Raw genomic sequence first — 20,388 nt, 5'->3', positions numbered from 1 at the left:
ATTTGGCTGACCGCGTTTATCTGCGCCGGCTAAACGTACCTGTCACTGCCCGTACAAAGGCCGAAATTAGCGGTGTGTGCTCATGAAAAAAGCCGGCGTCCCGTGACCATTGCCGCGCGTCTGCAAGCGAGTGGTCGCAGCCATCCTAAATGTCCTCGAATTTGGGCGTGCGCCGCTCCATTTCGGCCATCACCGCTTCCACCTGATTGCGGCTGCGCATGATGCCGTGCTGCTCGATGCTTTCTTCGAGCAGGATCGCATCGGTTTCGCGCTCCAGCATTCCGGCCTGAAGGCGCTTGGCAGCGCGGATTGCGTGGGGGTTCTTACTGGCAATCTGGCGAGCGATGGCAAAGGCCCGATCGCGAGGATTTTCGTCCACGTAAGTCGCAAGGCCGAGCGTCTGGGCTTCGGCTCCAGTGAATTCGCGGTTGGTGTAGATTAGCTCGCGCAGCACGTCATCGCGCACCAGCCCCCGCCACAGGGCATAGCCGCCCATGTCAGGGACCAGGCCCCAGCGTAGTTCCATGATCGACATGCGGGTTTCCGGGTGCGCGATGCGGATATCCGCGCCGCTGGCAATCGCCAGTCCGCCGCCAAAGCATACGCCATGCAGCGCAGCAATCACGGGCACGGGCAGCTTTCGCCATTGCATCGACACCTGCTGAAACTTGTTGGCGTTTCCATAGGTGCGCTCGGTGAGGCTTGGTTCGTCCTCAGCGGGCCTGCGCGAGAAGTTCGACAAGTCGAGCCCCGCGCAAAACGCGCGGCCTTCCCCGGATAGCACGACGGCGCGCAGACCCTTCATCCGCTGGAGTGTGCTGCCTGCCTCGATAATGCGCTGAAACATCTCCGGATCGAGCGCATTCATCTTGTCACCGCGCGTCAGGCGTACGTCGGCGACACCATCGTTGCCCAGTTCGATAGCAATGCGGTCATTGGCGGTCGTCGTAGGACTGGCGGACATGACGAGGTAATCCTTTGATGCGTGGTAGAGCCAAGAAGATTACCCATCCATCCCCTCCTGTCCAGCGCCGCCTAATCGGTGCGCAGACCATGAGGCAACGACAGGTCGCTAGCAGTTGTTAGATCGAGGGCGTAGAGGCCATCAGGGCTTTGGGCGATGACGCATGAAAAGCCGCAAGGCGCAAGTTTGGCGCGCAAGCTTTCGATTTGCAGAGAAAGGTTGGGGGTGTCCGGTTCGACACCGAGGCCCCACATCACAGCCACAAGTTGCTCGGGTGCAAGGGCCTTCCCCGGGTCCTGCGCCAGCCGCCACAACAGCTCAAATTCCTGGCGATTCAGGGCGAGCCAGCGATCTTCGACCCGGCCATCACTGTAAAGCAGATCAAGCGTGAGATCACCTGCCTCTCGAAAGCGCGGGGTCGATACGGTATTATCGGTGAATGGGTGGGGGGGCGACATCGCGTTCATAGCACCCCTCCGGCTCGCATCGAATAGGTCTCATCAGTGGTAAAGATCAGATGGTCGATCAGCACGATATCCAGCGCGCAGGCCACATCGTTAAGCCGGCGCGTGGCCGCGATGTCGCAGCCGCTCGGTCGGCAATGGCCCGACGGGTGGCTATGCGCCAAAATCATGCCCGCCGCATCGCGGCGTAGCGCCTCACCCAGCAAGCTCCGCATCCGCACGGTCAGCGCGCTCATGGTTCCAACCCCACAGGGTGCATCGCCGCGCCAGCAGCCCTCACCGTCCACAAACACCGCATGAGCGCGCTCATGCGTTACCGGAGAGGCCAGGATCACATCGCGCAAATAGGCAACCATGGCGCCCGCGCGCTCTTCCTGGAATCGCCCCCGCGTACGCGAAACTGCCCGCGCCAAAGTCGGGATCGGCATTGAAAAAGGGATCCAGCCAACGCGCGCCGTCGCAACAGGCATCTGCAATCTCCCCGATGATTATACCCGCAGCCAGCGCAAACCCGGCGAGGATAGGCGCCAGTCACGATAGGCCCCGAAGCGCCGCTCACGCTGTCGATGGCGCACAAACCCCACAAGCAGGGCGAACAACTGGCAATAGGAAGGCCCGATCACCATGATCGCCAAGGCCAGCGGCGATATGCCGTCAAACATCGTTTCCGCCAGATGCCCCCCCAAAGCGACAAACTGGAACCCGGCGATCCACAGCGGGTAATTGCGGTTCGCCTGCAGTGCGATGGCCGTAAACAGCGAGGCCGCAATCACATCGACTGCAAACGCCATCGACCAATAGGTCGCGACTTCGACAGACCCTAGGCTCAGCCATCGGATCACATAGATCGGGATCACCATCGTTGCCAGGAAGGATCCGATCAGCCAGCGCTCCGGGCCACCGCCCCGTCGCCAGATCGCGCCTGCCAGAAGGATGGCGACGATATGTTGAGTGGTGGCCCGGTACAGGTTGAAGAATTCGACGATGTCGCCCAGCATCAGGCCTGCATACGCTCGGCGATGGCGGGAACCGCATTGAGTTCCGCATCGGGAATTTTGGTGGGCATTCCGGTATCACCCGCCGCATGAACGCGCGCGACCTTGCTCAATTCATCATGCACTCTGAGCAGATTGGACGACATCGCCAGCGCCTGGCTTTCCGCCTCGGTCAGCCGAACCAGTGCGCGCTGTCCGGTATGGACCTCGATCAGCGGGTTTTGCCGCGCGGCGAGCATGGCCTGCTTGAGCCGCGCCATGGCGATGATTGATTCATCGGCAAGCGCTTCGGCTTCACGGATCAGTTTCTTGAGATTGTGCGCGTCAGTGAAGATACGATTTTCCATCAATTTTTCTCCAGCGAACCCGGCGCTCACCCGGCCTCGGCCCCAATTTCCGCGGAGTAGGTCGCCTTGCCGTCGGTTGCTTCGCTGAGCGTCTTTGCGGCCAGTCCCGCAAGAATTACAGCGGCCAAAATGCCCGATGCAATTCCGACGATCGCCCCCAAGCGAAGCAGGGCGGCATGCTCCCCATCGAGCACTCCCGGGACAACCTTTGGTTCACCTTGGCTCAGCCACGGCGCCTGCTGGAACAGAGGCATCGAATCGCTAAGAACAAGGTGTCCCGGATCATCCTGCCGCCGCAATTCGGCCAGAACAGGCGCCTGGCTAATCTGCGAATTTCTGTATGCAGCTTCACTCAAGGGCTTATGCAAACCTGTACCCGCAGAACCGCTCAGATCTATTTCGTCTAAAATATCAATCATTTCGACGCTTAAAGTCGCACGGTAATTTTCGACAAGCTCCCCCAGGCTTCCCGCTTCGTACAGGTTCTTAAGCGCACGAATATGCTGATTGATGCGGGTTTCGGACACGCCGAGATCCTGGGCAATCACCTTGATTGGCACCCTCCGATCAATGCGCTCCATCACGGCACGCTGTCTGTCGGTCAGCCGCCGTGCGGCTCCGGACGTCATGTCTTTCTCCCCTAGTGCCCCTGCGGAACTACAACATGACTAACGCAAATTGGACAAGATTGCTCCCATTTTGGACGAGTAAGCATTTCCGCCCGTCGAATCACATCAAGACAGGGCCGTCAGGCAGCTGAGCTGTTGATGCCCTTGGACTGGAGATAACGCTTGATGTTGCGGGCGGCCTGCCTGAGCCGCTGTTCGTTTTCGACCATCGCGATGCGCACGAAACCCTCGCCGTTTTCGCCGTAACCCACACCAGGTGCAACAGCGACCTGCGCCTCGGTCAGGAGTTGCTTGGAGAATTCGAGACTGCCCATACTCTTCAGCGCAGGCGGCAAAGGTGCCCAAGCAAACATTGAAGCGGGCGGCGCAGGAATGTCCCAGCCAGCGCGTCCAAACGCTTCAACCATCACGTCACGGCGCTTGTGATACAACGCGCGGTTGGCATCCACGATGTCCTGCGGCCCGTTCAGCGCCGCGCAGGCCGCCGCCTGCACCGGCGTGAAGGCACCATAATCAAGATAGGACTTCACCCGCGTCAGCGCTGCGATCAGCTGCTTGTTGCCGACCGCGAAGCCCATCCGCCAACCGGCCATCGAATAGGTCTTGGACATCGATGTGAATTCGACGGCCACGTCCTTCGCGCCGGGCACCTGCATGATCGATGGCGTCGGCTTGCCGTCGAAATAGAGCTCAGAATAGGCCAGATCGCTGACGACCCAAACCTGATTGTCTTTCGCCCAGGCCACCAATCGTTCGTAGAACGCCAGGTCTACGATTTCCGAGGTAGGATTGGAAGGGTAACTCACCACCAGCACGCTCGGGCGCGGGACGGTGTAGTTCATCGCCCGCTCCAGCGATTCCCAGTAATAATCATCCGGCGTTGCCGGCACTGACCGGATCGTGGCGCCGGCAATGATGAAGCCGAAGGTGTGGATCGGGTAGGACGGGTTAGGCGCCAGTACGACGTCACCCGGAGCGATGATCGCTGTGGCGAGGCTGGAGAGCCCCTCCTTCGATCCCATCGTCACCACCACTTCGCTGTCGGGATCAAGATCGACACCAAAACGGCGCGCATAATAGCCTGCCTGTGCGCGGCGCAGACCGGGGATGCCCTTGGACTGCGAATAGCCATGTGCATCGGGCTTTGCCGCCACTTCGCACAGCTTGTCGATGACGTGCTTGGGCGGGGGCTGGTCAGGGTTGCCCATACCCAGATCAATGATGTCCTGCCCCGCCAGTCTTGCGGCATGGCGCATGGCGTTGACTTCGGCGATGACATAGGGCGGCATGCGCTTCATACGGTAGAATTGGTCATTCATCGTCTGTCATCACCTTGTTTCGTGCGGGGTCTTCAACTGGCCCGATCATACCGCCGCGCTGTCTTCCTAGGCTAAACCTGCGGATTGTGGGAAGGCGTTTTCGGCAATTGCGGCTTGGCCCGGTTGCCGACGCTGGTATGACAGTGCGGTAGCAAAGGGATAGTTTGACGCAATGGCACAGGATACCGACCTTACGGTGGCAGCGGGCGAGGGTCTGAAGGGCTTCTTCACCATGCAGGGTGACGCCATGCGCGAAATGCTGTCCGGCAAGGGTTTCGAATCGCTGCCGATAAAGAGTATGGACGCTGGCGAAGTGTCCGAATGGGCGGCAACCGCAACGCAGCTTCAGCAATTGTGGTTCGACTTTGCGACCCATCAGGCACAGGCCGCCGCCGAAAAGGCGGCCAAGGGCACCAACATGCTGGACCCGGCGCATTGGCTGGTCATCTCGCAGTCGATGCTTGGACAAATGCCCAAAGGCATTGTCGAAGCCTCGGCCAAGATGGCGCAAGACCAGATGCAATTGTGGTCGGGTGTGATGCAGAGCTTTGCTGCAGGTGCGACCGGCGGCAAGCTAGCCGAAGCGCCCGACGCCGCCGCCCTGCCAAAAAGCGACCGCCGCTTTGCCGACCCGGCCTGGCGCGAACATCCGGCGTTTGTGTTGCTGCATCAAACCTATCTGATGCTAGCGGACTATTTCCGTTCAAGCGTGCGGCAGATGGACGGTCTCGACCGGGCCAAGCGCCAGCAGCTGGAATTTGCCGTTTCGGCCCTTGCCGAAGCGATGAGCCCGGACAATTTCATCAGCCTCAATCCGGTGGTGATGAAGCGCACAATCGAAAGCCGCGGGGCCAATCTCGTACGTGGGATGCAGCATCTCATCAACGACTTGAAGCGCGGTCAGCTGACCCACACGGATCCCGACGCGTTCAAGCTGGGCGAAAACCTCGCTGCAACACCGGGCAAGGTGGTGCACGAGACGCCGCTGTTTCAGCTGATCCAGTACAGCCCTTCGACCGAGGAGGTGCTCGACGTACCGCTGCTCATCTTTCCGCCATGGATCAACCGCTTCTACATCCTCGATCTCACACCCAAGAAGAGTTTCATCAAGTGGGCGGTGGATCAGGGGCTCACCGTGTTCGTGGTCAGCTGGAAATCGGCTGACGAAACCATGCGCGATGTGGTGTGGGACGATTACATCCGCGCTCAGATGGAAGCCATCGACCACGTCCGTGCGCGGCTCGATGTGCCTGCGGTACACACCATCGGTTACTGTGTGGCCGGCACCACGTTGGCCGCAACGCTCGCGATCCTGAGCCGCCGGGGCGAGGCAGACAAGGTCAAAAGCGCGACCTTCTTTACTGCCCAAGTCGATTTCGAGAAGAGCGGCGATCTCAAGAACTTCATCGATGATGGCCAGATGGAGATGATCGGCCAGCTATCACCCCACGGCTATCTTGACGGGCGCTATCTGGCAGCGGCTTTTAACGCGCTGCGTGGGCGCGATTTGATCTGGAACTATGTCGTCAACAACTACATGATGGGTGAGGATTACCCCGCCTTCGATCTGCTGCACTGGAACGGCGATGTCACCAACCTGCCCTCCAAATGGCACAATGCCTATCTGCGCGATCTCTACCGTGACAACAAGTTGGTGGTGCCTGATGCGATGGAAGCGGATGGGACGCCGATCGACTTGACCAAGGTCACTACGCCCAGCTTCGTGCAGGCAGGGCGCGAAGATCACATTGCGCCGGCGGAAAGCGTATGGCGGATCACGCGACATTTTGCCGGACCGATAGAGTTCCTGCTGGCCGGCTCCGGCCATATCGCGGGCGTGGTCAACCCCCCTGCGGCGGGCAAGTACCAGTACTGGGTTGGCGACAGCGCCGCACCGTCGCTGAAGGCCTTTGTCGAAAGCGCAGTCGAACATCCGGGCAGCTGGTGGCCGCATTGGCTGGAGTGGCTCCAGCGCCAATCTGAAGCCCGCGTTCCCGCCACCGGCAAGCGCGCGCCCGGCGGCAAGGGTGACACGGTGATCGAAGACGCACCGGGAGGATATGTGAAGACGCGATGATCACGTGCATCTTCAGCAAGGGGATTTCAGCGCCAGCGCCAAGCCTCTAATTTTCGGGCAACTTCATCATTATGGTGCAGCGCACAAAAATGCTTGACTTCGCATCCGCATTCACTATTTTGTGCAGTGCAACATGAAGCGAGGTCATCATGCCCGAAACCGAAACCAATGCAGTCCCAATGAAGCCCCCGATCTCCAAGATCGATGCGGCTGCCGAAAAGGCGATTGCGCAAGCAGCCGCCAAGGTGATTGAAGCGCCAAAGGCGGATGCTGTTCCGGCACAGACGAAGGCCCCCGCTTCCGAGGATGTGACGACGGCTTCTTCTCCGAAGGCGATCATCGCAGCCAAGACGGCGCCAGCCGCAAAGACAGCGGCCAGTGCCAAGAAGCCTGTTGCCAAGCCCGCCAAGAAGGTGGGCGCTGCAAAGACTGCTGCGAAGAAGCCGGTGTTGGCCCGAAAAGCTGCCGCCAAAACGGGCAAGCCCACCGCCGCACCCAAGACCAATCCCGTCATCAAGCTGAAGGATACCATCATGGCCACTGCCAAGAACACCGACATCACCGCCACCACCAAGAACGTCATCGCCGACGTCCAGACCCGCGCCAAGACTGCTGCCGCCAAGGGCACCGAACTCGCGTCAGAAGCGACCGAGTTTACCAAGGCGAACGTCGAAGCGGTTGTTGAAAGCGGCAAGATCTTCTTCACCGGCGCGCAGGAACTGCTCAAGGACAACGTCGAAACCGGCAAGACTGTGATCGAAACCGTGACGCAGGACGCCAAGAAGGTCGCCGCCGTCAAGTCGCCGACCGAACTGATGCAGCTGCAGAACGAAATCGTTCGTCGCAACTTTGATGCGATGGTTTCCTACGGCTCGAAGCGCACTGAAGCCTGGGTGAAGCTTTACAACGAAGCCTTCGCACCGATCTCGAACCGCGTCAGCGTTGCCGCCGAGAAGATCAAGACGGCTGCATAAGCAAAACGTTTCTGAACCGGGCCTCTCTCCTCTCTCTCCCAACCCGGTTCACGAAAGAGCGCTGAAAAGCGCGGGCCGAGCAAGCATCGCTTGTTCGGCCCTTTTTCGTTCCGGCGCGGGATACGCCGCGCGCTACCAATGGTCCGGAAAGAGAATCGCATCAAGCGCTTGCGATTACCGGCGCGGTTCCCATAAAGAAGGCTCATGCCAATGCCGCCGCTCCCTTGTCTGCCCGCCCTCGCCGCGCCGGATGTCCGGCTGACCATCAGCGTGCGCGCTGAAGATGACAAGGACGGTAAGGATGGGGATGGTCAGGGCCAGGTCGGCATCGCCACCAAGACCCGCGCCAAGCCGAAGAAGCCCAGCCAGTACAAGGTGCTGATGCTTAACGACGATTATACGCCGATGGAATTCGTGGTGCTCGTCCTGAAGCGGTTCTTCAGCATGGACCTGGAACAGGCCACCCGCGTTATGCTGCACGTGCATCAACGCGGTGTCGGCGTTTGCGGAATCTTCACTTACGAAGTGGCTGAAACCAAGGTCAACCAGGTGATGGATTTCGCCCGCCAGAACCAGCATCCGCTGCAATGCACGCTGGAAAAGGCGTGACGGGGAACAGCGCGTCTCGGCAAAGACTGGGCGTGCGTTGATGCGTCAGCCGCATCACCCCAAACCCGATACCGTCGCCCCAGGTCAGGAAAGCGTGTGGGATTATCCCCGCCCTCCGATCGTTGAGCCAGCAGCCCGCCAGATCCGGATTATCCATGCCGGCATTGCGTTGGTCGACACACGCGACGCTTGGCGCACGCTCGAAACCAGTCACCCACCGACCTACTATATCCCTCAGTCCGATATTGCGATGGCGCATCTTGTGCCCAATCCGGCGCGCTCGATCTGCGAATGGAAAGGTCAGGCGGTCTATTGGGACGTGGTCATCGGTGACTCCGCGATTGCCGCTGCCGCCTGGAGCTATCCTTCGCCCACGCCCGCTTTTGCCGGGATAAAGAATCACATCGCCTTTTACGCGCAGCCGTTCGAACATGTCCTCGTCGATGGCGAACAGATCACGCCTCAGCCCGGCGGCTTTTATGGCGGCTGGATCACTTCGCGTGAAGCGGGCCCATTCAAGGGCATTCCTGGCAGCCGTTTCTGGTAAATCGGCCTATTCGGCTCGCGGCCTGCCGCATTGGGGGCATGACGCCGCCGCGCGACGGCGCTATGGCCGTGTTGCAATCGACGGAAAGCCTCTCTTGTTCAACCTGATCCCCAGCATTGACCGCTACATTTTGCGGCTGGTCATCGTTCCGATGCTGGGCGTGTTCGCGCTGGCGGCGTCGCTGCTGACTCTCGACAAGATGCTGCGCCTGTTCGATTTTGTCGCGGTTGAAGGCGGGCCGGTGGGCGTGGTGTTCAAGATGCTGGGCGCCCTGATCCCGGAATATGCCAGCCTTGCGATCCCGCTGGGGTTGCTGCTGGGCGTGTTGCTTGCTTTCCGCAAGCTGGCGACATCGTCCGAACTCGATACCATGCGCGCTGTAGGCCTGTCCTATAACCGGCTGCTGCGGATGCCCTATCTGATCACGGTCGCCATGGTCGCGCTTAACATTGCGCTGGTGTTCTACATCCAGCCGATCAGCCGCTATTATTACGAACAGATGGAATATGATCTGCGCTCGGGCGCGCTGGGCGCATCAATCAAGGTGGGGGAATTCACCACCATCGCGGATCGCATGGCGCTGCGGATCGAAGAAAGCGAAGATGACGGGCGCCGCCTCATCGGCATCTTCGCCCGCGTCGCCAATGCCAAGGGGCAGGTGTTGTCTATCTCCGCGCGCGAGGGCGCGTTCCTGTCCACCAGCGACAATCCCGACACCATCATCCTGCGGTTGACCGAAGGGACCATCATTCAGGATACCGGCGGGAACGCAGACGGTGATCAGACCCCGCGCGTGCTCAGCTTCAGTCGCCACGATCTGCCGATTGATCTGCCCGCCATCGAGAAGTTCCGCGCGCGCGGCGATGCGACGCGGGAATATATCCTGCCCGAACTGCTGCGGATGGGCTGGGACCGCGACGGTGCGCCCGATCAACGCGATGCGAGCGTCGCCAGTTTCAATTTCCGCCTGGTGGAAGTGCTGATGATGTTTCTGATGCCGCTGCTGGCGGTGGCGCTGGCGATCCCGCCCAAGCGGTCCACCAGCGCGCTTGGCGTGTTCCTGTCCATCGTGATGGTGGTCGCCTATCACAAGGTCAATCAATACGGGGAGGACGTGGCCTCACTTGGTCGGCTTGATCCGATTGTCGCCTTCTGGGTGCCCTTCGTACTGTTTGCGAGCCTGATCCTCTGGATGTATTACCGGGTCGCCTTTGTCCCCGGCGGGCAGGCGATCGGCGCGCTGGAGGCGGTCTTTGCCAAGCTGGCGAAGGGGGTCGGTAGGCTGTTCAGGCGCCGCCGTGCGCACGCCGGCAAGCCAGCGGCCGAAGCGGCACCGGCAGAGTAACGGGGCCATGCAGTTCGACTTCTTCCCGTCGCGCACGCTGACCGTGTATCTTGCCAAGACGTTCGTGGTGCGCATCCTTGCGGTGCTTGTCATGCTGGTGCTGGTGCTGGTGGCGCTCGATCTGCTGTCGGCAACCGGCGATATTCTGGCCGCGCCCGGCAATGGGCAGGCCGAAATCCTGCAATATGCCGGCCTGCGTCTGCCGCAACTGGCCTCACGCTTCCTGCCCTATTCGGTGCTGCTGGCGACGTTAATCACGCTGGTGACGCTGAACCAGAACAGCGAGGTGGTGGCCATGAAAGCCGCAGGCCTCAGCGCGCATCAGGTGCTTGCCCCGTTGCTGTTGACGGCAGCGGTGATTGCTGTCGGCAGCTTCGCCTTCAATGAAAGCGTGGTGACCCGCGCCAACGCGACGCTCAAGGCATGGGAGGCTGCGGAGTTCGGCCCGATCCCCCCTGCGACAAGCGGCGGTGTACGATCCAGCGTCTACCTCACCGATGGCGATAATATCCTGACAGCCGCGACGCTGATCGGAACAGGCCGGGACATCGAGCTGTTCGGCGTGACATGGTACGCCCGCGCGCCCGGCGGGATCATCCGCGAACAGGTGCGCAGCCCGCGGGCCACCTTCGCCGCGCCCGGCTGGACATTGGAAAGCCCCGTGCGCTTCGATGTTGCCGGGGCCATCACTGAACGCCCCGCCACGCTGATCGTCGGCGAAGGCCTGACGCCAGAAGGGATCATGCTGCAATCCTTCGATCCCGATGCACAAAGTTTCTGGGAGCTGAGCGACAGCATTGATACCTACGCCGCCGCCGGCCGCAACACCGATGAGATGCGCGCCAAATGGTGGCACCGCGTGTCAGGCCCCTTGTCTGCCCTGCTGATGCCACTGCTCGGCTCGATCGCTGCCTTCGGGCTGGCGCGATCGGGGCAATTGTTCGTGCGCGCCGTCATCGGCATGGCGTTGGGATTTGCCTACTTCGTGGTCGACAATGCTGCGTTGGCGATGGGCAGCTTTGGCGGGTATCCGCCTTTCCTAGCCGCGTGGGCGCCGTTCCTGCTGTTCTTGCTGTTAGGTGAAACCGTGCTGATCCGGACCGAGGAATGAAGGGCCAATGGTCGCTTCGTCTTGCACGTCTGCCGGATGCCGAAGCGATGCCGGGGATCAAGCGCGCCGCTGCGATTGCCTTTGCCGATGAGCCCGCCATCGCCCCGGAATCGACCCGCGTGAGCGCCGACTATGCTCGCCTGATCCGTAAGGGGCACAGCCTCGTCGCCCATGTCGGCGAGGCAATGGCGGGGTTTCTGGTGGCAGAGCCCTTCCGGCGCGAACTGCACATCTGGGAGATGGGTGTAACACCGGCGTTTCAGCGGCGCGGAATCGGTGCAGGGCTGGTTCGCGCCGCCGTGATCGACGCGCGCAACACCGGCTTTAGCGCGCTCACCCTCACCACCTTCCGCGATCTGGGTTGGAGCGCGCCGTTCTACGCCCGACTCGGCTTTGAAGAAGTCACCGCGCTTGACGCCCATTTGCGCCTATCGGGGGAGCTTGCGAACGAAGTGGATGACGGCCTGCCCGCCGACAACCGCTGCGCCATGATCTATTTCTGCGATTGAGCAAGCGGACGCAGGCTCAGGCTCTCTTGCCCATCGTGCTCTTGGCGATCCGTCCAACCAGCACCAACATACCGGGATGGTTCGCCCCGTCATAGCTTGACCCTGTGCCAAGCTCCCGCGCCAGACGGCGGTGCGCTTCGGGCAGATCATGATAAGGCATCGACGGCATCAGGTGATGCAGCGCGTGATACCGCAGGCCCACCGGCGCCCAGATTTCGGCCAACGGGCCGGGCGGAGGCACATTCACACTGTCAAGGAACTGAGCGGTCACGGTCATCGCCACACCCTCGTTTTCCCACAGGTGGGCAACAAGCGTGCGCAACTGGTTCAGCAGCGCGGTGAGCGACAGGATCGCTAAAGCGATGACAAGCGGCTTCCATCCGATAACGAAGGTGCTGCCAATCAGCGCGACAGCCCATAGGCTTGCGCCCGCCTGTTGCCAGCGCACACGGCCTACAAAGTCACCCTCGGGCGCCTTGCGGCGGAAGACCGGGTTGATCGACAGGGCCGAGAACCGCTCCCATGTGAACGTCCGCACCGCCGGAATCACCAGACCCAGCGGATAGAGCACGCCAAACCGCACCAGCAGGGCCACCGGCGCCAGCAAGGCGACCGCCACAAACAACGGCAGGCTCCACGGCTTCATCAGCGCGAGCGGCAGATATTCCGGATCTTCTACCGTGCCGTATTGCGTGCGCTTGTGGTGGATCGTGTGGACGCCTTCATACATGAAACTGGGGGTGAGCAGCGGTATCCCGACCAGCAGGTTCCAGCCAGTCCGGAAGCCCGGCAGGGCATCGCGGTGAATGTGCGTCAACTCGTGGATGAACATCAGCGCGCGGTACATTGCCAGCGCTGCCACCAGACCTGCCACGATCTGCACCGCAAGATTGACTGAAAGGATCGCGGTCGCAATCCCGCCGTAGCCGACACCGGCCGAAACCAGCATATCGGTCCAGTAAATCGCGGGCTTCGCCTCGCCCAATCCCTTGGTCAGATCACGCGCGGCGCGCAGCATCACCTTGTCATCCGCAGCCATGAACTGGGCGCGGGTTGCCTTGACGGGCGGTGCCGCTTGGGTGCGAGCAGGGTCAATGGTCTGGTGCATGGTCATAATGGGCAATTCCTGGGGCCTGCCCTACTCCAAATCGAGGGCCGAGCCAAACACGCGTTGTTGGTGACAGTGATCGACAGCCTTGCGTCAATGGCCTTGGCGGGACACAGACACCTTGATCAAAAGCAAATACGAGGATGGCACCGTGACGGATGTGGCACGCTGTGACGCAGAAATAGAGATCGAACCCGTCATCGACAAGCAGGGACGGGCCGCTTTCGTCGATCTGGGCCGCGCTTTTTCTGACCGGCTGGCACATTTCGTGCCGCAGATCCGCTCGGAACAGATCGAATTGGTTGATCCGGCCAAAAACCCGTTCTTCGGTCATGCGCGGGTGCAATTGTTCATGGCAAAGCGCGGCGGCAAACCGGTGGGGCGGATTTCCGCCCATATTGATGAACTGGCGCTCGCGATGCCGGCGGATCAGGGCTTTGGGCCCGGCACGGGCTTCTTCGGCTATTTCGATGCTGAGGACGAAAATGTGGCCCGCGCGCTGCTGGCCGCAGCCGAGGCATGGTTGGCAGGCGAAGGCATGACCCGTGTGCTTGGCCCGATCTCGCTCTCGATCTGGGAAGAACCAGGCCTGCTGGTGCGCGGTCAGGATCACGCGCCGATGCTGTTGATGGGCCATCACCCTGCGCATTACGCGGGCTGGATCGAAGCGGCGGGCTTCACCCGCGCCAAGACGCTTTACACCTATAACCTCGATATCACACACGGCTTTGGCCCGCTGGTAGACCGATTGGTTCAAACCGGCAGGCGGAACCCCCGCATTCATCTGCGCCGCGTCGACAAGAGCCGCTGGGACGAAGAGGTTGCAACCATTCTGGCGATCCTCAACGATGCCTGGTCGGACAATTGGGGCTTTGTCCCCTTCACCCCCGCCGAGGTTAGCTATGCCGGAAAGAAGCTGCGCAAGATCATCCACGAGGAGTTGAACGTGATTGTCGAGGTCGACGGGCGGCCTGTGGCCTTCATGCTGACCTTCCCCGATGTGAACGACGCGCTCGCAAAAATCCGGGGCAAGCTGCTTCCCTTTGGCTGGATCCACATGCTGCGTTGGCTGCGCCATCCCAAGGGCGCAGGCATGCGTGTGCCGCTGATGGGCGTGCTCAAGGAGCTTCACAACACCCGGCTCGCCGGGCAGCTCGCTTTCATGATGATCGAAGCCATCCGGATGGAGGCAATCAACACGTTCCATTCGACCCGTGGCGAGCTGGGCTGGGTGCTGGACGACAATCAGGGCATGTTGGCGATTGCCGACACGATCAAAAGCAAGGTTAATCGCGAATATGCGATTTACGAAAGGAAGCGGGGTTGATCGGGTTGACTGTTCGGTAAAGCACAAGCGCTTTGAACGGAAAAAAGGCCTCCGCTCAGTTCAGAGCGAAGGCCTTTCGGGATCGTGCCACCAGCCGCTTGGACGGGAGGGGGGTCGCGGTGGTGACGAAGACATAATGCTCGTGCCAAATCCCAGTTCCCGACCGCCGAGAAATAATTTTGGACGTAACGGAAGCCTCAATTATATCACGGCAGATCAATATATTGACAGATAGCCGCGACGGCGATGCGGAGAACCGCTATGGCGGCACATCTATTGTGTCGTCACACCCATCGAAAGGTGCCTCATGTCTTTAGGAAGCCAGATTGCGGCCCGCCTGCCCTTCCTGCGTCGCTATGCCCGCGCATTGACCGGATCGCAAACCAGTGGCGACGCCTTGGTGCGCGAGATGCTCGAAGCGGTGCTTGCCGACGAGAGCCTTATGGAAAGCGTCGCTGGCGGGCGCGTGCCGCTGTATCGCGCTTTCAGCAAGGTCTGGGCCAGCGCGTCGGGAACGGCGGCGAGTGGTACTGCACCGGACGACATCGCAAGCGAACACGAAGCCGGTGCGCAAGCACGACTAGGGGCAATCACCCCGCCCACGCGTCAGGCGCTGCTGCTCACCACGCTTGAAGACTTTACCACAGCCGAAGCCGCCGCGATCCTTGATCGCACCCCCGCAGAGATCGAACACATGGTCGCCGAAGCCATCGCCGGGATCGAGCGTGAACAGACCACCTCGGTGCTGATCATCGAGGATGAGCCGCTGATCGCGATGCAACTGGAAGATGTGGTCACCAGCATCGGCCATACCGTCAGCGGCACCGCCGCGACACGCACCCAGGCCCGCGACGCCGTGGCAAACGCCATGCCCGGGCTGGTGCTGGCAGATATCCAGCTTGCCGACGGATCATCGGGCCTTGATGCGGTGGACGATATTCTCAGCGTCGGCGCGGTGCCCGTGATTTTCATCACCGCCTATCCCGAACGCCTGCTGACGGGCGACCGGCCCGAGCCGACCTATCTTGTGACCAAACCGTTCCAGGAAGCCGCCGTGCGTGCGGCGATCAGTCAGGCTCTGTTCTTCGGATCGACACGGCCGCTTTAGAGCGGATCGAAGTTCCAGCCTACTTTTCGCGGATTCGGAAGTCGGCAAGGCGGCGCACGGGCACACGCAGCACGCAGCGCACGCCGCCAGGTGCGAAATCCAGCGTGACCGGCTGGCGCAGTTCATGCGCGACGATCTTCTCGATCAACTCAGTGCCGAAGCCACGGCGGCGCTGACCGGCAACGGGTGGGCCGCCGGTTTCCTGCCATTCTACCTCGGCCCAAAAGGCTTGGGCGCCGTGCTCGTCTCCGCGTTTCCAACGCACTGAAACCTGCCCGCCCGCCACACTGAGCGCGCCGTATTTCGCAGCGTTGGTCGCAAGTTCATGCATTGCAAGGCCAAAAGAGAGCGCATCATTGGGCGCCAGTTCGAGGTCCGGCCCTTCGAGCAAAATCGTGTCGTCGATTGCAGAGCGGAACGCCTGGACTTCCGCCTCGATCACGGCGCGGATCGGGGTGGCGCCCCAATCCGTGACGGTGAGCAGGTCGTGCGTTGCCGACAGCGCCCGGATGCGGCCTTCCAGACTGTCAGCGAAATCATCGAGCCCGCTTGCCCGCCGGCGGGTGAGTGACAGGATCGACAGCACGTTCGCCAACGTGTTTTTGACCCGGTGATTAAGCTCGCGGGTTAAGGAGTTGCGGATCGAATGCTGTTCCTCGAACATGGCGAGCCGCGCCTGATCCTCGTACGCCTGCTGGGTCAGGAGCCGCGACAATAACATCAGCAGGCTCGCCAGCGCCAACCCGAACACCAGCGTCACCATCGACAACAAAGACAGCACCTGATGATCGGCCCGTTCGATCACCAGCATCAGTTCGCGATCTGCGATCGTGACTTGCTGCTCAACCGTCTCTGTTGCAGACCCGCCGACAGATTGCGCGACCAGCAGGTGCCCCGTGCTGGACTCACCATCATACAACCGCACGCCAAAGCGGCCCCCGCCCTGCCGATCAATGGCTGCTTCCAGAAACTCGCGGGCCCGGAACGGCGTGTAGACAAAGCCCATCAGCCGCCCCTCGCCCGGCGCGCCCCGCCGGAACACCGGCATATAGATCGCAAAAGCCGGCGCAGTGCCGCTGGTTTCCTGCACCAGCACGATCCGACCGGAGGCCGCAGGACGCAACGTCAGTTCGGCCTCGGCCATCGCAGCGGCGCGGGCGGGGTCGGAATACATGTCGTACCCCAATGCGCGGCGATTATAGGGCGCGGCCGGAGCGAACATCGCCACCGGCGCGACCCGCCCGGTGTTACTGGCAGGCCGGGGAAAAATATCGGGAAAGGCGGGCTGGGTTTGGCGGGCCTCGGCAAGAAATTCGGGCAGCTCGCGCGCTTCCAGCACCGGAATCCACCCGATTCCTTCTGCGCCTGAATATTCAGTATTCAGTTTCAGCGCCCGGACGAAACTGTCGAAGGTTTCGGGGCTGACATTGTCCATGCTGGAAAACAGCGCCGCGCCCGCCCTGAGGTAGGAGGCAAAGCCACTGCCGCTGCGATCCAGCCCCGCCGCCGTCCCCTGCGCATATTCGCGCATCACGGCCCGCTCACGGGCGCGGGCGTTGCTCTCGATGGCAAACACGCTGAGCGCCGTGATCGCGGCCAGTGCCAGGAAGATCACCAGTGGGATCGCACGGGGATACAGCACCAGCCAGCGGCGCGCTCCTCCGGCTGAGGCTGGCGGCGGCGCGGTTGCATTATCAAGGTAAGAACGATGTGCGTGCGGGTCGATAGGTCGAAATCCTGTCAGGATCATGGCGGGAGGCAAAGCACCCATGCCGCAGCCGGAACCAAACTGATAGCGCATCGTTCCCAACCCGTCCAAATACGGGCCAGACGTATGCTCAGATTCTGGCTCGGACTCAGGGCGTGCCAAAGCACCAATAGGCGTGCTATTGCATAGCGAGTAGACGGTGAAATCAGCACCATCGAGGTACTCAAACCACGCGATTAGGAACATACTGCAATATCATGGCCTCAAACCACAGACAGGACGGCAGCAAGGACGGGGGCAACGCCAATCCCCAGCGCCGCACACCAGAATGGGCCGATGGGCTGAAACAGCTTTACGATTCTGTGGTCGAAGAGGCGCTTCCCGATAATTTCAAGGATCTGCTCGACCGGCTCGACGCGCAAGACAACGGCGGCCCCCCGCCCGGTAGCAACGACAATGGCATACGCGTAGCGGGTGACGCCACGTGAGTGACGCGGACGGTCCCGGCGCAAAGCTGTCGGCGATTGACAAGGCGAGCTTCAAGCGGGAGCTCACGCAGGTCGTCCCCCATCTGCGCGCTTTTGCTCGCGGGCTGTGTGGGCGGCCCGATCTGGCTGATGATCTGGTGCAGGAAACCATGCTCAAGGCCTGGGCCGCGCAAGACCGCTTTGAACCGGGCACCTCGATGCGCGCCTGGACCTTCGTGATCTTGCGCAATGCCTATCTCACCGACATGCGCCGCAACCGTTTTCGCGGTGAATATGATGAAGGTGTGGCCGAGCGCATCCTGACAGCGCCAGCCGGGCAGGAGGAACCGATCCACCTGTCCGATCTCCACCGCGCACTACTCACGCTGCCAGCCGAACGGCGCGAAGCCTTGCTGCTGGTGGGCGCCGGCGGTTTTTCCTACGAGGAAGCCGCCCAGATCTGCGGCTGCGCGGTTGGCACAATCAAGAGCCGTGTGGGCCGCGCCCGCGCGGCGCTGACCGAAATGCTTGCCAGCGGTAACATCCCGCGCCGATCGATTGACGATGACATTGCCCATCGCGCGATCCTTGAGGAGTTGGACACGGTGGCCGCAGGCAAAGGCGTCAGTTCGAGGAGCTAGAAAAAATCCGCGCCATTTCGTCATCATGTCCGGACAATAAAAAGGCCCGCCTGCGTCACCGCAGGCGGGCCTTTCGCAATCTCAAGACGATAAAGACTTAGGCGTAGGTCCACACCGTGCCGCGCGCGAGATTCTCGCTGGCGAAGGCCCAGTTGAGCTTGTTCTCAACCACGGCGTCAAGATAGGCAGGACGCTTGTTCTGGTGATCGAGATAATAGGCGTGCTCCCACACGTCGAGCACCATCAGCGGGTTCATGTCGCCATCCGCCAGCGTATCGGCATCGTGGCTTTCTTCGATCGAAAGCTTGCCGCCCTTTTCCGCGAGCCAGACCCAGCCCGATGCAAAGTGGCCTGCGCCACGGTCCTTCAGCTTCTGCTTCAGTTCGTCCACCGAACCAAAGGAGTCGTTGATCTTAGCGAGCAGATCGTCAGACGGCGCGGTGGTCGAAGGGGCCAGCGAATTCCAGTAGAACGCGTGGTTCCAGGTCTGCGCTGCGTTGTTGAATAGGCCATGGTTGCTGCCGCGCGCAGCGGCGATGATCGCTTCGAGCGACGCGTCGGCGTGATCGGTGCCTTCAATCGCCGCGTTGGTCTTGTCGACATAGGCCTGATGGTGCTTGCCGTGGTGAAACGACAGCGTGTCGGCCGAAACGGCGGGATCGAGGGCGTCAGCGGGGTAAGGTAGTGGGGAAAGTGCGAAAGCCATAGTATTCTCCAAGGTTTGGGTGAAATTAGAAGATCTTGTTGAGGTAACGCAGATGTGGCCGTTTTGTTCACGCTTCAAGACGCTGCGTCTTCCAATCTTGCGGCGCGGTCGACGGCGCTGGTCACGGCGACGTTCATAGTGACATTGCCCAGCGTGCGCATGAGGTCGGGTAGCATTTCCACCGCCACCAGCAGCGCCAGCGGCTCAACCGGCACGCCCATCGCCAGCGCAATCGGCCCGATCGAGACCACGAAGCTGATCGATCCGGGCAGGCTGACTGCCGATAGGCTGATGACGCTGGCGATCAGGATACCCGCCACGGCCACGCTCACCGGCACGTCCAACCCTGCCAGCGCGGCGATGTAATAGACCACGGCCAGGTTCATGGCCGCGCTGGTTGCCCGAAAGATCACGACAGCCAGCGGCAGCACGAACTCGGCGGTCGAAGCCTTCAGCCCGAGCCGCCCTGCACTGTCGAGCATCGCGGGCAGGCTGGCGAGCGAGCTTTGGGTGGACAATGCCACCGCCTGCGCCGGCAGCACCGCGCCCGCAAAGCCCAGCAGACGGGTGCGGCCCAGCGCCGCAGCCACGACATAGGCCAGCACAAGGATGAAGGTGCCCATCGCGGTCACGGTAAGCACATAATGGCCAAGCGCGGTGAAGGCCCCGCCTCCGCTCTGCACGCCCACGCCGTACGCTAGCGCAAATACGCCGGCCGGCGCGATGGCTAGCACCCAACCGATAATCAGCAGCATCGCATTGCCCAGCGCATGAAAAAAGCCCAGCAGCCGCTCGCTCTGGTCGCCCGGCAGACGGGTGATGGCGACCGCGAACATCACGAAGAACAGCGTCAGCGGCAGCATCGCGGTTTCGGCGGCGGCGGCAACGATATTGGGCGATACCAGCGACGCCATGAAGTCGAGCACGCCCGGAACCTCGCCCACGGTGTCCGGCGTCTGTGCCAGAAACGCGCTGGCGCCCGCCGGAACCGGAAAAGCGGTCAGCAATGCGGGCATAGCAACCGAGGCGAAGGCAGCGCCTGCCAGTTGCACCGCGACCATGATCAACAGCATCCGCCGCGCCACCGTGCCAACCCGCGCGGCCAGGATCATCTGCACCAGCCCCAGCACCAGCAGCGCCGCCACCAGCGGGATGATCGTCATCTGCAAGGCGCGCAGCCATAGCCCGCCCAAAAGACCCGCAATATCGGTCACAGCCGCCGGCGCATCTGCCGCTGCGCCCACGATGCCTGCCAGCAACCCGCCGATCAGGGCGGCGAATGTCAGCGCCACCGGCAGGCGGATCGACACCAGCGCAAATTTGCCCTGACCGCCCGCGTCTTCACTTTCCAGCAATGGCCTATCCTTAAACGGGCCACGCGCCCTTCACATTGCGCGATAACCGCGCCAGAAGCGCGACACAATCGTTAGAGC

At 61.6% G+C, this 20,388-nt stretch carries 22 protein-coding genes; 11 read left to right on the top strand and 11 right to left on the bottom strand.

Features of this window, described 5'->3' with window-relative positions; genetic code table 11:
* Window positions 1-145: 145 nt before the first annotated feature.
* From ACRANW_RS05210 to ACRANW_RS05180, 7 genes are all read right to left on the bottom strand, one after another.
* A complete protein-coding gene (locus ACRANW_RS05210) occupies window positions 146-964 on the bottom strand; it encodes a crotonase/enoyl-CoA hydratase family protein (RefSeq protein ID WP_479433475.1) in 819 nt (272 codons plus the stop codon).
* Between the two features lie 71 nt (window positions 965-1,035).
* Complete coding sequence (locus ACRANW_RS05205) at window positions 1,036-1,422, bottom strand: helix-turn-helix domain-containing protein (protein WP_479433474.1); 387 nt, start codon at window positions 1,420-1,422, stop codon at window positions 1,036-1,038.
* Window positions 1,423-1,427: 5 nt separating this feature from the next.
* Window positions 1,428-1,856 (bottom strand): JAB domain-containing protein, encoded by a 429-nt coding sequence (locus tag ACRANW_RS05200; protein ID WP_479433473.1) that lies wholly within the window; start codon window positions 1,854-1,856, stop codon window positions 1,428-1,430.
* A 60-nt stretch (window positions 1,857-1,916) separates the two neighbouring features.
* The gene (locus tag ACRANW_RS05195; RefSeq protein WP_479433472.1) at window positions 1,917-2,426 is read right to left on the bottom strand and encodes a hypothetical protein; all 510 of its coding nucleotides are present in this window, start codon (window positions 2,424-2,426) and stop codon (window positions 1,917-1,919) included.
* Entirely contained in the window at window positions 2,426-2,770 is a 345-nt protein-coding gene (locus ACRANW_RS05190) for a hypothetical protein (protein WP_479433471.1), read from the bottom strand. The genes ACRANW_RS05195 and ACRANW_RS05190 overlap by 1 nt, the downstream gene beginning before the upstream one ends.
* Window positions 2,771-2,796: 26 nt before the next feature.
* Entirely contained in the window at window positions 2,797-3,399 is a 603-nt protein-coding gene (locus tag ACRANW_RS05185) for a hypothetical protein (RefSeq protein WP_479433470.1), read from the bottom strand.
* Between the two features lie 119 nt (window positions 3,400-3,518).
* Window positions 3,519-4,718 (bottom strand): LL-diaminopimelate aminotransferase, encoded by a 1,200-nt coding sequence (locus tag ACRANW_RS05180; RefSeq protein ID WP_479433469.1) that lies wholly within the window; start codon window positions 4,716-4,718, stop codon window positions 3,519-3,521.
* 172 nt (window positions 4,719-4,890) lie between these two features.
* Between ACRANW_RS05180 and ACRANW_RS05175 the strand changes: the two genes are divergently transcribed.
* The 7 genes from ACRANW_RS05175 (at window position 4,891) to ACRANW_RS05145 (ending at window position 11,890) form a co-directional block, all read left to right on the top strand.
* A complete protein-coding gene (locus ACRANW_RS05175; protein ID WP_479433468.1) occupies window positions 4,891-6,795 on the top strand; it encodes a PHA/PHB synthase family protein in 1,905 nt (634 codons plus the stop codon).
* A 179-nt stretch (window positions 6,796-6,974) separates the two neighbouring features.
* On the top strand, window positions 6,975-7,769 hold the full coding sequence (locus ACRANW_RS05170) for a phasin family protein (RefSeq protein ID WP_479433467.1): 795 nt from the start codon (window positions 6,975-6,977) through the stop codon (window positions 7,767-7,769).
* Between the two features lie 210 nt (window positions 7,770-7,979).
* Window positions 7,980-8,378, top strand: coding sequence for an ATP-dependent Clp protease adapter ClpS (clpS, locus tag ACRANW_RS05165; RefSeq protein WP_479433466.1), 399 nt, complete (start codon window positions 7,980-7,982; stop codon window positions 8,376-8,378).
* Window positions 8,379-8,418: 40 nt separating this feature from the next.
* Window positions 8,419-8,925, top strand: a complete 507-nt coding sequence (locus tag ACRANW_RS05160; RefSeq protein WP_479433465.1) for a DUF427 domain-containing protein — start codon at window positions 8,419-8,421, stop codon at window positions 8,923-8,925.
* A 94-nt stretch (window positions 8,926-9,019) separates the two neighbouring features.
* The gene (locus ACRANW_RS05155; RefSeq protein WP_479433464.1) at window positions 9,020-10,270 is read left to right on the top strand and encodes an LptF/LptG family permease; all 1,251 of its coding nucleotides are present in this window, start codon (window positions 9,020-9,022) and stop codon (window positions 10,268-10,270) included.
* Window positions 10,271-10,277: 7 nt separating this feature from the next.
* On the top strand, window positions 10,278-11,381 hold the full coding sequence (gene lptG, locus ACRANW_RS05150; protein ID WP_479433463.1) for an LPS export ABC transporter permease LptG: 1,104 nt from the start codon (window positions 10,278-10,280) through the stop codon (window positions 11,379-11,381).
* Window positions 11,378-11,890 carry a GNAT family N-acetyltransferase gene (locus ACRANW_RS05145; RefSeq protein WP_479433462.1) on the top strand — a complete coding sequence of 171 codons (513 nt, stop codon included), beginning with the start codon at window positions 11,378-11,380 and terminating at the stop codon, window positions 11,888-11,890. The genes lptG and ACRANW_RS05145 overlap by 4 nt, the downstream gene beginning before the upstream one ends.
* 16 nt (window positions 11,891-11,906) lie before the next feature.
* Here the strand turns inward: ACRANW_RS05145 and ACRANW_RS05140 are convergent, their stop codons facing one another.
* The gene (locus ACRANW_RS05140) at window positions 11,907-13,004 is read right to left on the bottom strand and encodes a fatty acid desaturase family protein (protein ID WP_479433461.1); all 1,098 of its coding nucleotides are present in this window, start codon (window positions 13,002-13,004) and stop codon (window positions 11,907-11,909) included.
* A gap of 115 nt (window positions 13,005-13,119) precedes the next feature.
* On the opposite strand from ACRANW_RS05140, the gene ACRANW_RS05135 reads away from it, so the two are divergent.
* Window positions 13,120-14,325: an N-acetyltransferase gene (locus ACRANW_RS05135; RefSeq protein WP_479433460.1), complete on the top strand. Its 1,206-nt coding sequence runs from the start codon at window positions 13,120-13,122 to the stop codon at window positions 14,323-14,325.
* Between the two features lie 307 nt (window positions 14,326-14,632).
* Window positions 14,633-15,433: a response regulator gene (locus ACRANW_RS05130; RefSeq protein WP_479433459.1), complete on the top strand. Its 801-nt coding sequence runs from the start codon at window positions 14,633-14,635 to the stop codon at window positions 15,431-15,433.
* Window positions 15,434-15,452: 19 nt separating this feature from the next.
* Here ACRANW_RS05130 and ACRANW_RS05125 read toward each other — a convergent pair whose 3' ends face one another.
* On the bottom strand, window positions 15,453-17,234 hold the full coding sequence (locus tag ACRANW_RS05125; protein WP_479433458.1) for a CHASE domain-containing protein: 1,782 nt from the start codon (window positions 17,232-17,234) through the stop codon (window positions 15,453-15,455).
* 164 nt (window positions 17,235-17,398) lie between these two features.
* Between ACRANW_RS05125 and ACRANW_RS05120 the strand changes: the two genes are divergently transcribed.
* Complete coding sequence (locus ACRANW_RS05120) at window positions 17,399-17,629, top strand: NepR family anti-sigma factor (RefSeq protein ID WP_479433457.1); 231 nt, start codon at window positions 17,399-17,401, stop codon at window positions 17,627-17,629.
* Window positions 17,626-18,249 (top strand): sigma-70 family RNA polymerase sigma factor, encoded by a 624-nt coding sequence (locus ACRANW_RS05115; RefSeq protein WP_479433456.1) that lies wholly within the window; start codon window positions 17,626-17,628, stop codon window positions 18,247-18,249. Before ACRANW_RS05120 ends, ACRANW_RS05115 begins: the two co-directional genes overlap by 4 nt.
* A 97-nt stretch (window positions 18,250-18,346) precedes the next feature.
* Here the strand turns inward: ACRANW_RS05115 and ACRANW_RS05110 are convergent, their stop codons facing one another.
* On the bottom strand, window positions 18,347-18,955 hold the full coding sequence (locus ACRANW_RS05110) for a superoxide dismutase (RefSeq protein WP_479433455.1): 609 nt from the start codon (window positions 18,953-18,955) through the stop codon (window positions 18,347-18,349).
* Window positions 18,956-19,029: 74 nt separating this feature from the next.
* Window positions 19,030-20,310: a dicarboxylate/amino acid:cation symporter gene (locus tag ACRANW_RS05105; RefSeq protein ID WP_479433454.1), complete on the bottom strand. Its 1,281-nt coding sequence runs from the start codon at window positions 20,308-20,310 to the stop codon at window positions 19,030-19,032.
* Window positions 20,311-20,388: the final 78 nt, after the last annotated feature.

The sequence above is a fragment of the Erythrobacter sp. 'gip.4 top 5' genome (assembly GCF_056495765.1).
Note: the sequence above shows the minus strand (reverse complement) of the source record. Positions and strands in the feature narration are given on the sequence as shown.